16 protein-coding genes are annotated in these 18,980 nt (G+C 35.6%); 5 read left to right on the plus strand and 11 right to left on the minus strand.

Going from position 1 to position 18,980, the window contains the following annotated elements; all coding sequences use genetic code 11:
* Positions 1 to 70 precede the first annotated feature (70 nt).
* Positions 71 to 1,729, plus strand: coding sequence for a SulP family inorganic anion transporter (locus tag ACM55M_RS06265; protein ID WP_416856719.1), 1,659 nt, complete (start codon positions 71 to 73; stop codon positions 1,727 to 1,729).
* 63 nt (positions 1,730 to 1,792) lie between these two features.
* On the plus strand, positions 1,793 to 2,428 hold the full coding sequence (can, locus tag ACM55M_RS06270) for a carbonate dehydratase (protein WP_416856720.1): 636 nt from the start codon (positions 1,793 to 1,795) through the stop codon (positions 2,426 to 2,428).
* A 91-nt stretch (positions 2,429 to 2,519) separates the two neighbouring features.
* On the opposite strand, the gene ACM55M_RS06275 is transcribed toward can, so the two are convergent.
* The 10 genes from ACM55M_RS06275 to ACM55M_RS06320 all read right to left on the minus strand — a co-directional run bounded on the left by ACM55M_RS06275 (position 2,520) and on the right by ACM55M_RS06320 (position 14,160).
* Positions 2,520 to 3,362: a TorF family putative porin gene (locus ACM55M_RS06275; RefSeq protein WP_416856721.1), complete on the minus strand. Its 843-nt coding sequence runs from the start codon at positions 3,360 to 3,362 to the stop codon at positions 2,520 to 2,522.
* Positions 3,363 to 3,418: 56 nt separating this feature from the next.
* Positions 3,419 to 4,771, minus strand: a complete 1,353-nt coding sequence (locus tag ACM55M_RS06280) for an NAD-dependent succinate-semialdehyde dehydrogenase (RefSeq protein ID WP_416856722.1) — start codon at positions 4,769 to 4,771, stop codon at positions 3,419 to 3,421.
* A 120-nt stretch (positions 4,772 to 4,891) separates the two neighbouring features.
* Positions 4,892 to 5,542: a GNAT family N-acetyltransferase gene (locus tag ACM55M_RS06285; RefSeq protein WP_416856723.1), complete on the minus strand. Its 651-nt coding sequence runs from the start codon at positions 5,540 to 5,542 to the stop codon at positions 4,892 to 4,894.
* 114 nt (positions 5,543 to 5,656) lie between these two features.
* Positions 5,657 to 7,078 (minus strand): aldehyde dehydrogenase family protein, encoded by a 1,422-nt coding sequence (locus ACM55M_RS06290; RefSeq protein WP_416856724.1) that lies wholly within the window; start codon positions 7,076 to 7,078, stop codon positions 5,657 to 5,659.
* Positions 7,075 to 8,373, minus strand: coding sequence for an aspartate aminotransferase family protein (locus ACM55M_RS06295; protein WP_416856725.1), 1,299 nt, complete (start codon positions 8,371 to 8,373; stop codon positions 7,075 to 7,077). The genes ACM55M_RS06290 and ACM55M_RS06295 overlap by 4 nt, the downstream gene beginning before the upstream one ends.
* Entirely contained in the window at positions 8,366 to 8,851 is a 486-nt protein-coding gene (locus ACM55M_RS06300) for an Lrp/AsnC family transcriptional regulator (protein ID WP_039109557.1), read from the minus strand. Before ACM55M_RS06300 ends, ACM55M_RS06295 begins: the two co-directional genes overlap by 8 nt.
* Positions 8,852 to 8,907: 56 nt before the next feature.
* The gene (locus tag ACM55M_RS06305; protein WP_416856726.1) at positions 8,908 to 10,503 is read right to left on the minus strand and encodes an amidohydrolase; all 1,596 of its coding nucleotides are present in this window, start codon (positions 10,501 to 10,503) and stop codon (positions 8,908 to 8,910) included.
* Positions 10,504 to 10,554: 51 nt separating this feature from the next.
* Positions 10,555 to 11,901: an aspartate aminotransferase family protein gene (locus ACM55M_RS06310; RefSeq protein WP_416856727.1), complete on the minus strand. Its 1,347-nt coding sequence runs from the start codon at positions 11,899 to 11,901 to the stop codon at positions 10,555 to 10,557.
* Between the two features lie 72 nt (positions 11,902 to 11,973).
* Complete coding sequence (locus ACM55M_RS06315; protein ID WP_416856728.1) at positions 11,974 to 12,621, minus strand: GNAT family N-acetyltransferase; 648 nt, start codon at positions 12,619 to 12,621, stop codon at positions 11,974 to 11,976.
* A 12-nt stretch (positions 12,622 to 12,633) separates the two neighbouring features.
* A complete protein-coding gene (locus ACM55M_RS06320) occupies positions 12,634 to 14,160 on the minus strand; it encodes a Na+/H+ antiporter NhaC family protein (RefSeq protein WP_416856729.1) in 1,527 nt (508 codons plus the stop codon).
* Between the two features lie 197 nt (positions 14,161 to 14,357).
* Between ACM55M_RS06320 and mmsA the strand changes: the two genes are divergently transcribed.
* From mmsA to ACM55M_RS06335, 3 genes are all read left to right on the plus strand, one after another.
* A complete protein-coding gene (gene mmsA / locus ACM55M_RS06325; RefSeq protein ID WP_416856730.1) occupies positions 14,358 to 15,815 on the plus strand; it encodes a CoA-acylating methylmalonate-semialdehyde dehydrogenase in 1,458 nt (485 codons plus the stop codon).
* 104 nt (positions 15,816 to 15,919) lie between these two features.
* Complete coding sequence (locus ACM55M_RS06330; protein ID WP_416856731.1) at positions 15,920 to 16,369, plus strand: GNAT family N-acetyltransferase; 450 nt, start codon at positions 15,920 to 15,922, stop codon at positions 16,367 to 16,369.
* Positions 16,370 to 16,386: 17 nt separating this feature from the next.
* Complete coding sequence (locus ACM55M_RS06335; protein WP_416856732.1) at positions 16,387 to 17,721, plus strand: aminotransferase family protein; 1,335 nt, start codon at positions 16,387 to 16,389, stop codon at positions 17,719 to 17,721.
* Positions 17,722 to 17,836: 115 nt separating this feature from the next.
* On the opposite strand, the gene ACM55M_RS06340 is transcribed toward ACM55M_RS06335, so the two are convergent.
* Complete coding sequence (locus tag ACM55M_RS06340; RefSeq protein ID WP_416856733.1) at positions 17,837 to 18,793, minus strand: aldo/keto reductase; 957 nt, start codon at positions 18,791 to 18,793, stop codon at positions 17,837 to 17,839.
* Positions 18,794 to 18,980: the final 187 nt, after the last annotated feature.

Genomic DNA, 18,980 nt, shown 5'->3' on the forward strand with positions numbered 1-18,980 from the left:
TTTTAAAATCTAATTCTCACATTATAACAATGTGAACAAGTTCTTTGTATTCAATTTTCAGTAAGGTATTATGACAAAAAAAATCAATCTTTTTGCTAACCTTAAATCCGATTTTGCATCTGGTTTAGTGGTTTTTTTGGTGGCGCTTCCATTGTGCTTAGGTATTGCAATGGCTTCTGGTGCACCGCTATTTTCGGGAATAATTTCAGGTATTGTAGGTGGTATCGTTGTGGGTTATTTAAGTACATCTAATTTAAGCGTCTCTGGTCCAGCCGCTGGACTAACTGCTATAGTTCTTACTGCTATTACTGATTTAGGTGCTTTTGACGTTTTTCTAACTGCAGTTTTTATTGCCGGTTTAATTCAATTAGCATTGGGATTTATCAAAGCAGGAACTATTTCAAATTATTTCCCAACCAATGTGATTGAGGGAATGCTGGCCGGAATTGGAATTATTATTATTCTGAAACAACTTCCCCATGCTTTTGGTTATGATAATGATTTTGAAGGGGATCAAGCCTTCTCCGAATTGGGAGGAAGCAATACATTTTCTGCACTATTGAATATTTTTAATTACATACAATTGGGCTCTATAGTAATAACAGCCGTTTCATTACTAATATTGATTTCGTGGGATAAGGTTCCTTTTTTGAAAAAATTAAAATTGATTCCAGGTGCACTTGTAGCAGTAATTGTTGGAGTTGTTTTGAACGAAATTTTCACATCAACTGGTAGTTTTTTGACTATAGCCAAAGAACATTTAGTATCACTACCCGTTCCAACATCTTTAGAGGAATTCAAACAAATAATTGTAACCCCAAATTTTTCTGGAATTACAAATTCTAAAGTTTGGGTTGTTGCCTTTACAATTGCTATTGTTGCTTCGATAGAAACATTATTAAGCATCGAAGCGGCCGACAGAATGGATATTCAAAAAAGATATACCGACACCAATATAGAGCTGAAAGCTCAAGGAATTGGGAACATGGTTAGCGCTCTTTTAGGTGGTTTGCCATTAACATCGGTAATTGTACGTACGTCTGCAAATAGTAATTCTGGGGCCAAATCTAAAATGTCAACCATCATTCATGGTGCGTTGTTATTGATTAGTGTTCTCTCTATTCCATTAATTTTGAATAAAATTCCATTAGCTACCTTAGCCGCTATATTGTTATTAGTAGGATATAAATTGGCTAAACCATCAACATTTAAGCATTTTTGGGAAAAAGGAAAATACCAATTCGTCCCTTTCATCGCTACCTTGCTAGCAGTTGTGTTCACCGATTTATTAAAAGGAGTAGCATTGGGAATTATCATCAGTATTATATTTGTTTTAAAAGGAAACTTGAAACGAGCGTACCATTTTAGAAAAGAAGAATATGCAGATGGTGATGTTATTCACATCGATTTAGCACAAGAAGTTTCTTTTTTGAATAAAGCCGCAATCAAATCTACTTTGAATGATATCCCTGAAAACTCCAAAGTAATTATTGATGCAACAGACACTGTTTATATTGCCCATGATATTTTGGATTTAATCCATGAATTTAAAACTACCAGAGCCAAAGAGGATCATATAAAAGTTAAGCTTAGAGGATTTAAAAAAGCCTATCAGTTAGAAAATAGTCAAGAAACACCAAACAAAGTTACTTTTGAACATTATTATGATGTTGCAAAAAGAAAAATGGTTCAAAGAGAAATTACCTCAGAAGATTTAATCAAAAAATAAGATTTAAGAAAATACATTTATATTAAAAACACATAGAAAGTTAAATTTTAATTATTAAAAAAAATGAAAGATTTTTATAAAAAAATATTAGACAACAATAAAGAATGGGTCGAAACCTCTTTAGCTAAGGATCCCAATTATTTTCAAGATTTAGCCAAAGGCCAAACTCCACCATTATTATGGATTGGCTGTTCAGACAGTAGAGTTCCTGCTAATGAAATAATTGGTGCTAAACCTGGCGAAGTATTTGTGCATAGAAATATTGCCAATATGGTGGTACACTCAGATATGAATATGTTGAGTGTATTAGATTATGCTGTAAATGTTTTGAAAGTAAAACATGTCCTTGTTTGCGGCCATTATGGTTGCGGAGGTGTAAAGGCTGCGATGGGGAATGATTCCATTGGGATTATTGACAACTGGATTCGACACATAAAAGATGTTTATCGATTACATGATGAATACCTAAATTCAATTGCTGATGAGACAGAACGCTTCAATGCTTTCGTTGAAGTTAATGTAAAAGAACAAGTTTATGACTTAGCCAAAACATCCATTGTTCAAGCAGCTTGGAAAAATGGACAAGATTTAACACTACACGGCTGGGTTTATGGATTAAATTCAGGTTTTGTAACTGATTTAAATGTAAATATCAGTTCAGAAAAGGATTTAGATGAAGTCTATCAATTGAGATTCTAAAATAAAAAAAAATCGCCATAAGGCGATTTTTTTTTATATAATTCTTAAACTAGGCTATCAAAAGAAGAAGTGTTTTTGATAGATAAACAAATTATTTAATATTAAAAGTCACACCCGCAGAAAAGAAATTTCTAACCGTTTTAGTCAAATTATCATTGGCATCAAATTCTTGAATTCCGTAGTCATTGTTCGTGTATCTAACAAAAACCGGCAAACTAAATTTCTCCGTAATTTTTAACTCTTTAGCAACATTTACTCCTACATTCGAGAAAGTAAATCCTGCCTTGCCACTCGCATCAACACCATAATACCCTCCATTAATAACCACAGCGCCTACAAAAGGTCTAATATCCAAACCTGCACTTTCTAAAGAATACGTATATCCTATTTCAGCATAACTAGAAAAAGCTCTGGTAGTCGGATTTCCATTATCATCATATTTATAATCACCTCCACCAATAAACGTGTTCCATTGAAAGTCTAATGGCACTCCTTTTTCAGAAAAATCTAATAATACAGAAAGATCTAAACTCTGTGCTGAACCTTCTGAATAATCAAAATAGCTGCTTCTCTCCCAATCTTGATTATTCTTAGTTGCCGGCCAATAGTAATCACTCAACATTACTTTCACAACAGGAGATATTTGATAGGAGATACTCCAATCAAACTCGTTGTAAGCATCGGCAGCATTAGAAAAATTTGTTGTTGCCCATACTCCAACAGACAATTTATCCGTAAAGGCATATGCCATATAAGGCTGAAAAGCTACTTTATCTCCATAATATTTTATTCCTCTCCACAAATAAGGATACACAACATCTACTGCAGCTGTAAATTTAGGCTCTGGAGCTTCTGGTTCGGAAACAGGTGCATCTTGTGCAAATGCCAAACCGCTTGTTAACATTAATGCTAAAATTAATACTGCTTTTTTCATTTTTGGTTGGTTTTGGTCGTTAATTTTAAAATCCATTTTCTATTCTTAAATTATAATTATTCGATAATTACTGATTTCATATTCATAAATTCTTTGATACCAATTTCAGACAATTCTCTTCCATACCCTGATTTTTTTGTTCCACCAAAAGGAATTCTGGAATCAGAACGTACCAATGAGTTTATAAAAACATTTCCAGCTTCAATTTTTCTAGCTAATCGGTATGCATTTTCACGATCTTCCGTCCAAATTGCGGATGCCAAACCGTATCTGTGATTATTAGTAATAGCGATAGCATCGTTTTCATCTTTGGCTCTTATAATTGTAGCCAATGGACCAAAAGTTTCCTCTTGAAAAGCAATATTATTAGCATCCACAAAATCAATTAATGTTGGTTGGAAATTGCAATTTTCACGCTCTCCTCCCAGTATTAATTTAGCCCCTTGTTGCAATGATTTTTCTAATTGATTGCTTAGTTTTTCGGCCAAATCCAATCGGGCTAATGGTCCCATATTGATTCCGTCCTGCAATGGATTTCCTTGATGTAAAGCATTTACTTTTTGGGCAAAAAGGGCAGCAAATTCATCTGCAACTTTTTCGGTAACGATAAAACGTTTGGCACAAATGCAAGCCTGACCTGCATTTAACATTCTGGATTGGGTAGCGACAGTAGCTGCTTTTTCAATATCGGCATCATTCAAAACAATAAATGCATCTGAACCTCCCAACTCCATAACTGATTTTTTGATATGCTTTCCAGCCAATGAAGCCACAGAAGAACCTGCTATTTCACTACCTGTCAACGTAATTCCATGTACAATATCCGACGCGATTACACTTTCGACTTGCTCAATATCGATGGTTATTTGTTGGAAAACACCTTCCGGAAAACCAGCTTCCAGAAATGCATTTTCAATAGCTTTGGCACAACCAATAACATTAGGTGCATGTTTTAATAGTGTCACATTACCAGCCATAATTGCCGGCGCAGCATAACGCAATACTTGCCAAAAAGGATAATTCCATGGCATAATCGCAAAAACAGCACCCATCGGATCATAAACAGATAGGCTAGTAAAAGGCGTATCGTACTTTTCGTCTTTCAGCATTTTCTCTGCATTCTCCGCATAGAAGTCACAATTTCCTGCTGATTTTTCGACTTCACTAATTCCTTCAGGTAAAATTTTACCCATTTCATTAGTAATCAATAAACCTAACTCGTCCTTCTTTTCTCTCAGAATATTGGCCAGTTTTTTCATTTTATCAGCTCTTTCCTGAAAAGAAGTATTTCGCCAATTTTTAAAAGTACTTTCTGACAATTCCAATTTCTGATTCAGTTGTGCGTTTGTCAACACTTCGTGTTCCGCAATAATTTCTCTTGAAAATGGATTTATTGATTTGAATATCATTTTGTTTTTTTTAATTTTTTTTGCTTTTGAACCATTAAGATAGTCCCCTTATTATTCAATAATAAATCAAAGTTTGTCTAGCTGTTAACTGCGACTGAATACTGCAAACTGAACACTTTTTTAATGGTTCACGCTTAATTTAGTGTTTGGATCCAAAGGCCAATACATCAATACCGAACAATTCCCGCTTCTTGGATCATCTAAATAATCGAATAATGGTTCCACCAGAATGAATCCGCATTTGGTTTGAGCCGTAACAGTTGGGTCACTGATTTCCCCTTTTATCAGTTTATCACAGTATTGCGCAATCGTCATTTGATCTTTTACTTTGTCATAACCTATTGGCATTCCCGCAGTCATTTGCCCTTTACAACCTAATACTTTAGCCACATCCTGACGTGCATTATAAATTGCTCTTCCAATACCTTTTCCTTGGTAATCCGGATGAACTGAAACATCCAGACCATAAATCCAATCGGCTTTAGGGTCGTGCGTTCCCAACCATAAATCATCAGAAATATCCAAAAAAGTATGATGTCCTTTGTGGTAATTTTGAAGCAAAGTCGTACAAGAAGCGATCACTTTATCATCGTCTAAAACAATAAATTGTCCTTCTGGAAAAATCTCCAAATGTCTTTTATATTTTTCTTCCGTAATTAATTCCTCAGCAGACAAAGTAGGAAAAACAATTTCCTGTAATTCCGCTTGCTGTTTTGCATGTTCCGGCAAAGGCGTTTGCAACGTGTATTTACCTAAAATTTCTTTTTTCATAATTTTTTATTTAATCTTGTTATCATTTGGAACACTTCTCTTAACCGCGCTCATGATGACAAAAATGGATTCACAATCTGCAATCAAAAATCGTTAATCTTAAATCAAAAATCTTTATGACATATTTCCATAACTGATTAGTTTCAATTCCATGTATTCTTTCAATCCTTCAGAACCGGATTCGTGGCCTATTCCGCTACTTTTCCAACCTGAAAAGGGCAATTCAGTCCCTTGAGGAGCCCATTCATTAATTCCTACCATTCCAAATTCAAGATTTTCGGCATAGAAATTAGCTGTTTTTATATGATTGGTAAAAGCATAGGAAGCTAAGCCGTATTCAGTATCATTTGCCCATTCGATAACTTGCTCCTTTGTTTCAAAAGGAATCACGATCATCAACGGTCCAAACATCTCCGTCTTGATAAAAGATTGACTTTGTCGCGCTTCAATCAAAGCCGGATGCACAAAAAACCCTTTTTCAGCCGGTTCACCGCCAATATGAATTGTTGCGCCTTCATTTCTTGCTTTTTCAAGCATAGCCAATGAATGTTCCTGTTGTTTTTTATTGATAAGCGGACCCAGAAAATCAATTTCTCCCCCGTTAATTCCTGTTTTTAATTTTGAAATATCATCTTTCACAATAGCGATGAATTGCCCAAAAATGGCAGCATGCACATAAAAACGTTGCGGTGAAACACAAACTTGTCCACAATTTCTCAATTTAGCAACCAAAGCTTGATGAGCGATTACAGCAACATCTACATCTTTATCGATAATTACTGGTGCATTTCCACCAAGTTCCAAAGACAATTTAGTTGCCGTTTTTGAAGCGCCATCCATTAATATTTTCCCCACTCGGGTACTTCCCGTAAAGCTTATTTTTTTCAATAAAGGATTATCAATCATTTCAGTTCCCGTAGAAACTGGTTCTGTGTTGATTAAATTAAAAACTCCTTTAGGAATTCCGGCTTCGTGTAGGGCTGTAGCCAAATTAAAACTCGACAACGGCGTAAATTCCGAACCTCTCATGACTACAGAACAACCAGCGGCCAAAGCAGCTGCAACAGCACGTGCCGGATTGTACGCCGGAAAATTCCAAGCTGTAATCACTCCCACAACTCCTACTGGCTGATAAATAACCATCGCTCTTTTATCAGCTCCATTCGTAGGAACTACTCGTCCATAATTCCTTTTTCCTTCCTCTGCAAACCATTCAAAAAGATTAGCAGAAACTTGCCATTCTCCTCTTGATTCCAACATTGGTTTTCCTGTCTCCAATGAAGTTTCCTTTGCAAAAGCTTCAACATTTGTCCGAATATAATTAGCTGCTTTTTTTAATATTTCAGCTCTAAAATAAGGTGTTGTACTTTTCCATTCTTTGAAAGAAGCATCAGCGGCTGCAATAGCTAACGTACAATCGGCAGTATTTCCAAAAGGGACTTTATCAATTATTTCTTCTGTAGCCGGACTTTGTAAATCCCAAGTGGCGCCACCAATTGCGTCGCACCATGCTCCATTTATATATTGCTTTCTCATAGTATTTCTTCTATTGTTTGTTCCAAAATAGATAAGCCTTTTTCTAAAATTTCTTCTTCTATAAATAAGGGACTTAAAATTCGGATGCAATTTCCGTAAGTCCCCGAAGTGATCACGATTAATCCTTTCTCCAAACATCTATTGACAATGGCTTTTGTGGCATCACCATCAGGCATTTTAGTTACTGGATTAAAGAATTCAATCGCCAGCATAGCTCCCAATCCACGGACATCGGTAATGTTTTTTGGATATTTTGCCTGAAACTGATTGAATCTGTCTCGAACTATCTTACCTACTTTTTCGCCAGCTGCATTGATATTATTTTTTTGCATGTAATTGATACTTGCCAATGAAGCCACGCAACTCAACGGATTTCCTAAATACGTTCCTCCAATAAGTCCCGGTTTTACGGCATCCATTATTTCTTGTTTTCCAATAACAGCTCCAATAGGCATTCCGCCGCCCATAGATTTTGCCCAAGTAGACAAATCTGGAGTCACGCCATAATGCTCATAAGCGGCCCATTTTCCGGTACGTCCAAAACCGGATTGCACCTCATCAAAAATTAAGAAAATGTTATTTTCGGTACAGAATTTACGCAAATATTGAACATATTTTTTGGAAGCAACGGTAAAACCGCCTTCCCCTTGTACTAATTCCAATATAATTGCAGCAGTTTGACTTACTGAAACGGTTGATGAAAAAGTTTTATGTAACTTCATAATCATCAAATCATCAAACTCATCTGAAGTCATTCTGGCGCTCATACTCGGTTTATAATACGGAAATTCCAAACGGTATACTTCAGGAGCATAAGGTCCGGCACCTTCTTTGTATTTCACGTTGGATGTCAAAGTCATCGCCATCATCGTACGTCCGTGAAAAGAACCATCATAACAGATAATTCCTGATTTTCCGGTTACGGCACGAGCAATTTTAATGGCGTTTTCCACTGATTCCGCACCTGATAATGTCAGCATGGCTTTTGTAGAATCCCCGTGTGGCAATATTTCGCACAATTTTTCTGTTAAGTCTAAATATTGTTCGTAGACAGAAACATTGAAGGAAGCATGAATGAACTTCTCCGCTTGTTTTTGAATTGCTTCAATAATTTCCGGCACACCATGTCCCGCATTATTTACCCCAATTCCTCCTGCAAAATCAATCAATTCTCTGCCATCGGCATCAATAATGATGGCTCCTTTGGCAGATTGAATGCTGGATGGATTGAAAATTCCCAAAGCGTTTGGAACACTTTTTTTTCTTCTTTCGTATAATTTGTCTGTATTATTCATTTTGCTTGCTTGATAATTTTGCTAATTCTAAATCGGGTTGCGCGAATTTGTAAATTTTCATATACATATTTGTTTTGGTATCAAAAACACCTTCCATTGCATGAATTTTATCTCCTAATAATTCATTCAAATGCTCCATATCCCGACACATAATATTGGCTTCAATATCATAATCCCCTGAAACAGATGCCAAGAAACTAATTTCAGGCAACTTTGCTAATTCCTCAAAAATGGTTTTCATGTATGATTTTGGTTTAACCGAAATCAAAACACTTGCATAAGCATTAAACCCAATTTTATTAGGATCGACTCTACCAATAATTTGCAAAGTCCCATCTTCAATTAAGTTAATATAACGGTGTCTAATGGTACTCACTGCCACATTAATTTCTTTAGAAATTTCAGTAAACGACATTCTACCGTCTTTTTGAAGGAGTTTCAATATTTGGTAATCTAATTCATCATCTAATGCACTCATCTTTTATTTTTTTTAAAACGGTATCAGGATTTAAAACCCCGATAACGTATGATTTTCTACTCTTTTTTATATTTTAATTCTCCATTTACCCAAGTTTCATTGGCTTCAACGGTAGAAACATCGTCTAATTTAAATGGATTTTTATTCAAAACAATAAAATCGGCATATTTCCCTGTGGAAAGACTTCCTTTTATATTCTCTAAATTATCCGCAATCGCACTTCCTAAAGTATAGGCGCGTAATGCTTGCTCGAAAGTTATTTTCTGGCTTTCGCCAATGACAAAGCCGTCCATCGCTTTTCGAGTAACCGCCGTTTCCATATTAACCCAGGGATTTATTTCTTTCACCACAGGACCGTCGGTAGATAAGGCTAAATTTATTCCGTTATCCAAAACCGTTTTGCAAGGGTAAACCACATCTAATAATGCGTCTGGCAAAGTGCTTTTGAAATTGTTTGCTAATTCATAAATGAAAATGGGTTGCATCGCTGCAGTCATGTTCATCAGTTTAAAATCTTTGATATTTTCATTGGATAAAAATCCAACATGCTCAATTCTGTGTTTTAATGTATGGTCAATTTTGAATAAATCACGATACACTTTCAAAGTCAAATCAACCGCTTGATGCCCAATTGCATGTGTGGCAACCGAGAATCCTTTTTCAACGGCTTCTTTGGCTGTTTGATAAAACTTATCATAATCCAATCTCAAAACGCCTTTGTAACCATCAGTGTTTTTATACGGAACATTCAATGCTGCTGTAGCCGAACTCAAACCACCATCAGAAAAAAACTTTACCGTTTTTATTTGTAAAAATTCCGATTCATATTGTTCCGGTAACACCTGAATCTCATCACTCCCATCCGGAATTCTAAGCGGAAAAACATTCATTCGCACTTTCAATAATCCTTCTTGATCCAATTTAATGTAAGCTGCCAATAATTCTTCATTCGCAGCCGGATCTGTTGCGCTTGTTATTCCTAAACTCAATAAATACTTATGCGCTTCCAGAATCATATTTTTATATTCTTCGAAAGTAAATGGAGGAATGTTATTCATGATTAATCCCAAAGCTCTTTCGGTAAAAATACCTTGTAGGCTTCCATCTCGATTTTTGCGAATTTCTCCTCCAAAAGGAACTTCAGTAGCTTCATCAACTCCTGAAATCGCTATGGCTTTTGAATTGGCAATTCCAATGTGAGCGCAAGTTCTAATTACAAAAACAGGCCTGTCAGAAATAATTTCGTCTAAATCTTCTTTGGTTGGCAACCGTTTTTCTTCGAGTACCATTTCATTAATTCCACGAGCCATAATCCATTCAGAATTCGGATTATTCTCAGCAAACTCTTTTAATAGTCTTTTGAATTCTACTATGGATTTTACACCGCGAACATCTAACATATACGTGCGAAGATGTCCAATTTTCCAAACATGGATATGCGCATCATTCAAACCCGGAACCACTGTTTGTCCGTTAAAATCAAATTCATTGGAAAAAGAACCAAACTGATTTCGCAATTCGGATTCAGTTCCAATTCCCTCAATTTTTCCCAAATGGTTAATTACCATGGAATCCGCTTTTGCAAAAGCAGAATCCATAGTACTAATATTGGCATTATATATCAGTTTAAAAGTCATAAAGTCTAATGTCATAAAGTCTCAATGTCGAACTAAGTCTTTACGACTTTGAGACTTTCGTCTAAATTATTTTCTTTCGTTCAAAACTTCTTGAATAGCATTTTCTATTACATCCAATCCTTCGTGTAATTGCTCGTCAGTGATAACAATTGGAGGTAAAAATCGAATGCAATTGGTATACAATCCTGCTCTGATTAAAATCAATCCATTTGCGACTGATTTTTTGATTACTGCCATAGCAAAATCCATATCAGGCTCTTTGGTTTTTTTATCTTTTACAAATTCAACTACCAGCATCGCTCCTATTCCACGAACATCACCAATACAAGAAAACTTATCTGCCATTGTATCTAATCGTGTTTTAATGGCATCTCCCACATGAACTGATTGCGCTAAAAACTCCGGTGTGTTAATTTCTTTCACTGTAGCAAGTGCGGCAACTACAGCAATTGGACTTCCAGAATACGTTCCCCCAACACCTCCTAAATGCGGTGCATCCATCATTTCTGCTCTACCGGTAACGGCGCTAATTGGTAATCCTGAACCTATCGATTTTGCCATAGTTACCATATCAGGAATCACTCCGCTGTGTTCAATAGAAAGGAATTTCCCAGTTCTACCAGCTCCTGCCTGAACCTCATCGGCAATAAAAACGATACCATGTTCATCACAAACCTTTCTGATTTTTTCCAAGAAACGTTTAGGAACAGGAATAAAACCCCCTTCGCCTTGAACAGGTTCGATAATAATTGCTGCAACCGAAGAAGGATCAACGTGTGAAATTAAATTCTGGTCAAAACGCTCGATACAAAAATCAATATATTCTTCTTCCGTGAAATTATCGGGTTTGCGATATACATTTGGAGAATGAAAACGATAAATATCCTGGGCATAGCTACCAAACCCTTTTTTAAACAAAGCGTATTTACTAGTTAAACTCAACGTAAGTAAAGTTCTACCGTGATAGGCTCCTTCGAAACAAATAACGGCAGGTCGTTTCGTATAATATCGTGCAATTTGCACTGCATTTTCTACCGCCTCAGATCCCGAACAAGCCAATAACGTTTTCTTAGGAAAATCTCCCGGAGTAATTTTATTCAACAATTCTGCAAACTCTAAATAGGGTTCAAAAGTAGTTACCAATGCGCCCGTGTGCAGGTATTTATCCATTTGGTCTTTAATGGCATCAACAACTGCTTGAGGTCTGTGTCCCAAATTTACCATCCCGATTCCGCCAGCAAAATCAATCAATTGATTTCCATCTACATCCCACACTAAAGCGCCTTCAGCCTTTTCTACAACCACTTCGGTAGATTTTCCTAAACCCGCAGGTAAAGCAGCTGCTCTTCTTGCTAACATTTCTTTGCTCTTTGGTCCAGGAATTTCTGATACTTTTTTAATTTGAGTTCCCATTTTTTTTAATTTAATTATATTCTGAATTTTATTCTAACTTTATTGCTGCACTTTTTTTTCAAAAAGATGAAATTATAAACTATAATTTTCATCGACCGGATAGTACATTAAAATACTGGCGTATCCCGCTTCCGAGTCATTGATATAATTGTATAAAGTCCTTATCCATCTAAACCCTGCATTTCGTTGCGGTGTAATTGTTGGATCCGTAAATTCTTTTTTCTCCAATGCTTCGCAATATTCTGCAATGGTCATTTTATCTTTTACTTTTCCGTAACCAATAGTCATTCCCGCAATAATCTGTCCTTTGATTCCAAGGTTTTTACACACTTCATGCCGCGCTTTATACAGTTCTTTAGAAAGGCCTAAACCTCTGTATTCCGGCAACACGCCCATATCAATTCCATACATCCAATCTCCATCCGGTATTTGAACATTAGTAAGCCACAAATTATCTGTTTCTTCCAAAAAAGTACTGTAATGGACCGGGAAATTACATCTGAAAGTACTTGCAGATGCAACAATCTTTCCGTCTTTTTCCACTATAATTTGACCTTCTGGAAATATTTTAATATGATTCGCAAAATGATTCCTGTCTAATAGCTCCGATTGATGCAATGTTGGATAACATTGTAATTGAACATATTCCATTTCAATACCATCATCCTGAGTTGCATTCCGTATCAGAAATTGATCATCTAAAATCTTTTTACAAATCATAGGTTTATGTTATTACAAAATGAAACCCGCCAAAAGATATAATATGGATGATATTCCAAATATTACTAACTGATATGGAAATTGTGAAATACCATGTTTCATCATATCTATTTTACACGATTGCGCCGTAAGAACTCTATTATCAGAAAAGAAACAAGCCGCAGCTCCCCAAACAGTTCCAGAAGCCAACGCTCCTTGGGTCAACCAAAAATCGGCTCCTATTGTACGTGATAAGATAGCTGTCGTTGGTACTAAAATTGCATATATTCCCCAGTTTGAGCCCGTAGCCCAACAAATCCATGCCACTAATGCAAAAACAACAAAAGGAAGGGTCGCACTATTCAACCAACTAATTCCTTGTAATTTCTCAGCTACAAATTCATTAAATCCCAATCCGTTTTGAACATCTTTTAATAAATAGGTCATTCCTAAAACCACTAACACGAAAGTGATTGATTCCATCCCTTTAACGAAATTGTTAGATATTTTATTAAACTTAATTACACCAAATACGAGATAATATAAATAAGTCGCTACGCATGCTGTTGCTATTCCTCGTAATGCATCAATATTACTAAATATAGATTCAGAAGAAAAAGTTACACTACCCCAATATTCTGAATCATACGGATAAGGAAAAATGGAACACCAGATTAGAATAACCAAAGGCAAAATGAAATATACTAGCTTCCCTTCTTTGGCTGATTTTTTCTTAACTTTTAAAACATCAATATCAATTATTTTTACATTTGCCTCCGCTTCTCTTATTGCTTTTGAATCCGGGATTAACTGAAACACTACTAATGCCCCAAGAATTAAAGAAATCCACGCCGAAAAATTATACGGAATTGTTCCCAAAAATGCTTCAATGGGACTTGTTATAACTTTTCCTGCACTATTTAAAACACCTCCTTCAATAGTTGCGATTTGAGTTCCATAAAAAATAGTCCAACTCGAAATTGGAAATATTATAGTCAACGGTACACAAACAAAACTCAAAACCAAGGCTAATTTTTCTCTTGAAACACCAAATTTATCTGTAATAGGTCTCATGGTATTACCAATAGACAATGCACTTAAGTAATCATCCAGGAAAAAGAAAAAACTTAGAAAATAAGTCATAATGAGCGACTGTTTTTTATTTGTAACATGATTTTCAGAATATTTCCCAACTGCATTAATTCCACCGGAAGCCACTAATAATTGCACAAATGCACCATATAATATACAAACTAAAATCACCCATATTAATCCTTGATCGTGAGCATCTCTCGAAATGGAGGAAAACATACCATCAAACATATTCAATGGAAAAATCATACCTTCCCCTTCAGGAAAAAATTCTTTGGATCCACCTTGCATTGCTAATAAAACAAATCCCACAGCACAACCAATAATTAAAGGCTCTAATGCTTTTCTTGTCATTATTGCAATTCCTAATACAGTAAATGCGGGAACTAGAGCATGCCAATTGATAAAATAACAAAGTGCCGCCAGAGACAGTAAGGCTACTCCGATAATAGTTGAGATTGATTTCATTGATTTTGTTTTTGGTTAATAGAATAATTTAAACTGGTTAGTATTTAAACTCATGCTCACTTTTTATTATAAATTGTAAATAAATTAATATATAGCTTATTATTTTGTAAATCTAACAATATTTTTAATACATACAAAAAATATTATTTTATTTTTATTAAATAGTGTATATTTGAAAAACTTAAAAAAGTATAATTATGGTATTTGATGAAGTAAAAAACTTTATAAATGGGGAGTTCAAATCTGGAAGCTCTAATAAAATTCATGCTGTTGTATCCCCTTTAGACGGAAATGAATTGACTACTTTCAAAGAATCCACAATAGAAGATTTGAATGAAATTATCAGTTTTGCTAAAAAAGCACAAAAAGCTTGGCAAAAAGTCACCTTAAAAGAACGTGTGCAGGTTTTCTATAAATACAAACAATTACTGGAACAAAACAGTGCGGAACTAACCGAAATTATTTACCGTGAAAACGGAAAAATTCATGGTGAAGCCAAAGCCGAAATTGACAAAGCCATTGAACTGACAGAATTTGCCTGTTCACTTCCACAATTTATAAATGGAGAAAATATGGAAGTAAGTAAAGGAGTTTTTTGTTCTTCTACTAAATTACCATTAGGAATTGTGGCATCGATTGTTCCTTTTAATTTTCCAACTATGGTTCCACATTGGACCATTGTAAATGCTATCGCATTGGGAAATGCTTTCATTTTGAAACCATCCGAAGTGGTCCCGATCAGCAGTCAATACACCGCAAAATTATTGAAAGAAGCCGGACTTCCTGATGGTTTATTTAATATCATAAATGGCACACAATCAACTGTTGAGAATCTTTGTGATCATCCGGATATCAAAGCCATCACTTTTGTCGGTTCTACGAAAGTGGCAAAAATAGTATATCAAAGAGCCAGTCATAATTTAAAACAGGTTTTAGCACTTGGCGGAGCCAAAAACCATATCATTCTTCTTCCAGATGCGCATCCTGATATGGCATCATCAAATATTGTGGCTTCCATGAGTGGCTGTGCAGGACAACGATGCATGGCAGCGGCTACTTTAATAGCAGTAGGAAATTGCGATGCCATTCTAAGTAAATTAATCGATGATGCCAATAAAATTCAATGCGGGACAACATTGGGTGCTGTGATTTCGAAAGCAGCCAAAGAAAAAATTGAATCCTATATCACCGAAGCCGAACAACAAGGCGCCAAAATAATTTTGGATGGTAGAAACACTATTGTTCCAGGGAAAGAAAATGGTTTTTATGTTGGACCAACAATTATAGATTACGCTACTGCCAACATGCGTGTGGCAAAAGAAGAGATATTTGGGCCTGTTCTTACTATTGTTCGCGTTAACACGATTGATGAAGCTTTGGCAATTGAGAATGCGAATCCTTATGGAAACGCCTGTTCCGTATTTACACAAAGCGGTGGTTTGGCAAATTATGTAACTGAAAATGCTTCCGCAGGAATGTGTGGTGTAAATATTGGTGTTCCAGTTCCCAGAGAACCTTTTGGTTTTGGCGGATGGAATGAATCGAGATTTGGCTCAGGAGATATTACAGGAAAAAGTGCTGTAGGATTTTTTACCAAAGAAAAGAAAACCACTACCAAATGGAATCCTGAAGCAGGTACCAACTGGATGAGTTAAATCCTTCATTCGAGAAGTTATGTGGACTCTCCAAAGGAGAGAAAGATAGATATTAAATAATAATTTGTATTTTTAATGTTCAAACCATTTAAAAATAAACAATTATGATACGAAAAGCTACTTTACAAGATTTGGATCAATTGACGCTATTGTTTGATCAATATTTGGTTTTCTATAAAAAACCATCTGATTACGAAAAACACAAAACGTATTTAAAAGAACGATTAGAGAATAATGAAGCGATTATTTTTTTAGCTTTTGATGAAGATAATATCGAAAAAGCCATAGGATTTACTTTAATCTATGTCACATTCTCTTCTTTAGCATTGAATAAAATACTGATTTTAAATGATTTATTTGTAGATTCTACTATTCGAAAGAAAGGAATTGGAGAACAATTAATTCTAAAAACCATTGATTTAGCAAAAGAATTAGGCTCTGATTTAATTCGATTGAGAACGGCAAAAAACAACATTACAGCACAAGGGCTGTATCACAAAATGGGGTTCATAAGAGACGAACATCTTTACAGCTATGACCTTGCTGTAAAATAAACTATATAAATAACAGCATGTTGACTAAAGAACAAATAATAAGTGATAGTAAACAATACAGCTTGTTTACTTGGGTTGCCCAAAAAAATGTAAATCCTATTCCAATCGAAAGAGCCGAAGGTGTTTATTTATATGAAACAGGCGGTAAAAAAATTATTGATTTCTCCAGCGGATTAATGTCGGTGAATATAGGTCATGGGGACCAGCGTGTTACGGATGCCGTAGTCGAACAAATGCAAAAAGTGAGTTATGTAACGCCTTCTTGCACCACAGAAATCCGGGCTCGATTAGCTAAAAAATTAGCGTCCATTTGTCCCGGGGATTTAAACAAAGCTTTTTTTACACTTTGTGGAGCATCATCTATTGAAAATGCAATAAAACTAGCCCGTTTATATACTGGAAAACATAAAATATTTGGAAGATACAGAGGCTTTCACGGAAATTCATCCGCAAGTATGACGGTGGGTGGCGATCCTAGAAAACAATATACGGATGCGCAACAATCGACTAATATTTTTCATCTTGATGATCCTTATGACTTTTATGGATTAAGCGATCAAAATGAAGAAACGAGATTAAAATGGAGCTTGGATGCTGTAGAAAGAATCATTCGCTATGAAGGCGGTCATACAATTGCTGCTTTTATTTTCGAAGGAGAAAGCGGTTCCTCCGGTTGTCTCCATTATCCAAAAGGATATTTAAAAGGCATCAAAGCGTTATGCGAAAAATATGATATCCTTTTTATTGCCGACGAAGTAATGAGCGGTTTTGGAAGAACCGGAAAATGGTTCGGATTTGAACATAGTGATATCATCCCAGATATGATTTGCATGGCAAAAGGTTTAACTTCCTCTTATTTACCGTTGGGTTGTTTAATGGTTTCAGATCAAATTGCCTCAAAATATGAAGAATCGCCTTTATGGTTGGGATTGACCTATAATTCACATCCGGTTTCTTTGGCGGCTTCGCTAGCAGTTCTCAACATTTATGTAAGTGACAACTTGATAACAAACACAATTAAAATGGGCGCTTATATGGAGAAACGCATCAACGAAATGAGAGCGCAACATCCTTCCATAGGTGATTTTAGAAACAAAGGATTATTAGGTTGTTTAGATGTTGTAAAAAGTAAAGAACCGTATCAGTTGATGGCTCCTTTCAATGCTAATGCTTCCGAAATGGAAGTTATGAATAAAGTGGGTGCTAAATTAAGAGAATTAGGATTGTACACTTTTGTTCGCTGGGGTTACATTTTTATTGCGCCACCATTAATGATAAATGAGGAACAAATTGATGAAGGCTTAGCCATTATTTCTCAGGCATTAAGTATTGCAGATGAATGTGTGATTTAATCCACTCCTAGTTATGTTATTAAAAGCTGTCTTTTTTAGACAGCCTTTTTCATGAATGTTTTCAGACATTTACTTTCTCAAAACTAATGACACATACGGTTCCTCTGTCTAATTGTTATCCCAAAATCCTCTCAATCTCCAATAATTCAGCTGCGGAGAAATCCAAGTTCTGCAAACTGTCAATATTATTATTCAATTGCCCGACAGAGCTGGCTCCAATCAAAACAGAAGTAATTCGGTTATCTTTTAATAACCAAGCCAAAGCTATTTGAGCCAAAGACTGATTTCTCTCCTGTGCAATGGTATTCAGCTGAATGATTTTCTGGATTCTTTCCACCGAAACTTCATCCGTTTTCAAATGACCGTTTGGATTCGAAGCCCTTGAATTTTCTGGAATCCCTTTTAAATATTTATCTGTTAAAAGTCCTTGCGCCAAAGGTGAAAAAGCAATACAGCCTACTCCGTTTTCTTCGAGAACATCTAACAAACCTGCTTCTGGTTGCCGAACAAACATCGAATATTTTACTTGATGAATTAAACAAGGTGTTCCCAATCGTTTCAAGATTTCAGTTGCTTTTCTGGTTTGTTCAGCATTATAATTGGATATACCAGCGTACAAAGCTTTTCCACTTCGCACGGCATAATCCAAAGCCATCATGGTTTCTTCCAAAGGTGTTTCCGGATCAAAACGATGTGAATAAAAAATATCCACATATTCCAGATTCATACGTTTCAAACTCTGATCTAAACTTGATAATAAATATTTTCGAGAACCCCAGTCACCATAGGGACCGTCCCACATCGTGTAACCGGCTTTAGTAGTAATTACAATTTCATCGCGCAGGTTTCCCTGAAAATTATTCTTCAGGATTTTACCAAAATTAGTCTCTGCCGAACCCGGAACCGGACCATAATTGTTGGCTAAATCAAAATGAGTAATTCCTTTATCAAAAGCTGCTTTAACTATGTTTTCTCCATTTTCAAAATTATCCACTGAACCGAAGTTATGCCATAAGCCAAGAGAAATTTGTGGCAGTAATAAACCACTTTTTCCACATCTATTGTATTTCATCTATTTGTTTTTTTTAATCAAATTCTAATTTAGGTTTTTTAGTCAGTTGCGAAAGATACTAAAATGTCCAATGATACTAAAAAAACACCAACCGGTTTTTTTAAATGACAAAAAACAAGTTAAAAATTTATCGGTTGAAAAAACATCACCCTTTTACGGAAAACCGTAAGGAATACTAAAAAAAGAG

The organism is Flavobacterium galactosi (assembly GCF_048158585.1).
Classification (GTDB): Bacteria; Bacteroidota; Bacteroidia; order Flavobacteriales; family Flavobacteriaceae; genus Flavobacterium; species Flavobacterium galactosi.

Excerpts from the sequence above, each read along its gene's own strand:
- ACM55M_RS06265 (WP_416856719.1), top strand. The coding sequence starts at position 71 with ATGACAAAAAAAATCAATCTTTTTGCTAACCTTAAATCCGATTTTGCA.
- can (WP_416856720.1), top strand. The coding sequence starts at position 1,793 with ATGAAAGATTTTTATAAAAAAATATTAGACAACAATAAAGAATGGGTC.
- ACM55M_RS06275 (WP_416856721.1), bottom strand. The coding sequence starts at position 3,362 with ATGAAAAAAGCAGTATTAATTTTAGCATTAATGTTAACAAGCGGTTTG.
- ACM55M_RS06280 (WP_416856722.1), bottom strand. The coding sequence starts at position 4,771 with ATGATATTCAAATCAATAAATCCATTTTCAAGAGAAATTATTGCGGAA.
- ACM55M_RS06285 (WP_416856723.1), bottom strand. The coding sequence starts at position 5,542 with ATGAAAAAAGAAATTTTAGGTAAATACACGTTGCAAACGCCTTTGCCG.
- ACM55M_RS06290 (WP_416856724.1), bottom strand. The coding sequence starts at position 7,078 with ATGAGAAAGCAATATATAAATGGAGCATGGTGCGACGCAATTGGTGGC.
- ACM55M_RS06295 (WP_416856725.1), bottom strand. The coding sequence starts at position 8,373 with ATGAATAATACAGACAAATTATACGAAAGAAGAAAAAAAAGTGTTCCA.
- ACM55M_RS06300 (WP_039109557.1), bottom strand. The coding sequence starts at position 8,851 with ATGAGTGCATTAGATGATGAATTAGATTACCAAATATTGAAACTCCTT.
- ACM55M_RS06305 (WP_416856726.1), bottom strand. The coding sequence starts at position 10,503 with ATGACATTAGACTTTATGACTTTTAAACTGATATATAATGCCAATATT.
- ACM55M_RS06310 (WP_416856727.1), bottom strand. The coding sequence starts at position 11,901 with ATGGGAACTCAAATTAAAAAAGTATCAGAAATTCCTGGACCAAAGAGC.
- ACM55M_RS06315 (WP_416856728.1), bottom strand. The coding sequence starts at position 12,621 with ATGATTTGTAAAAAGATTTTAGATGATCAATTTCTGATACGGAATGCA.
- ACM55M_RS06320 (WP_416856729.1), bottom strand. The coding sequence starts at position 14,160 with ATGAAATCAATCTCAACTATTATCGGAGTAGCCTTACTGTCTCTGGCG.
- mmsA (WP_416856730.1), top strand. The coding sequence starts at position 14,358 with ATGGTATTTGATGAAGTAAAAAACTTTATAAATGGGGAGTTCAAATCT.
- ACM55M_RS06330 (WP_416856731.1), top strand. The coding sequence starts at position 15,920 with ATGATACGAAAAGCTACTTTACAAGATTTGGATCAATTGACGCTATTG.
- ACM55M_RS06335 (WP_416856732.1), top strand. The coding sequence starts at position 16,387 with ATGTTGACTAAAGAACAAATAATAAGTGATAGTAAACAATACAGCTTG.
- ACM55M_RS06340 (WP_416856733.1), bottom strand. The coding sequence starts at position 18,793 with ATGAAATACAATAGATGTGGAAAAAGTGGTTTATTACTGCCACAAATT.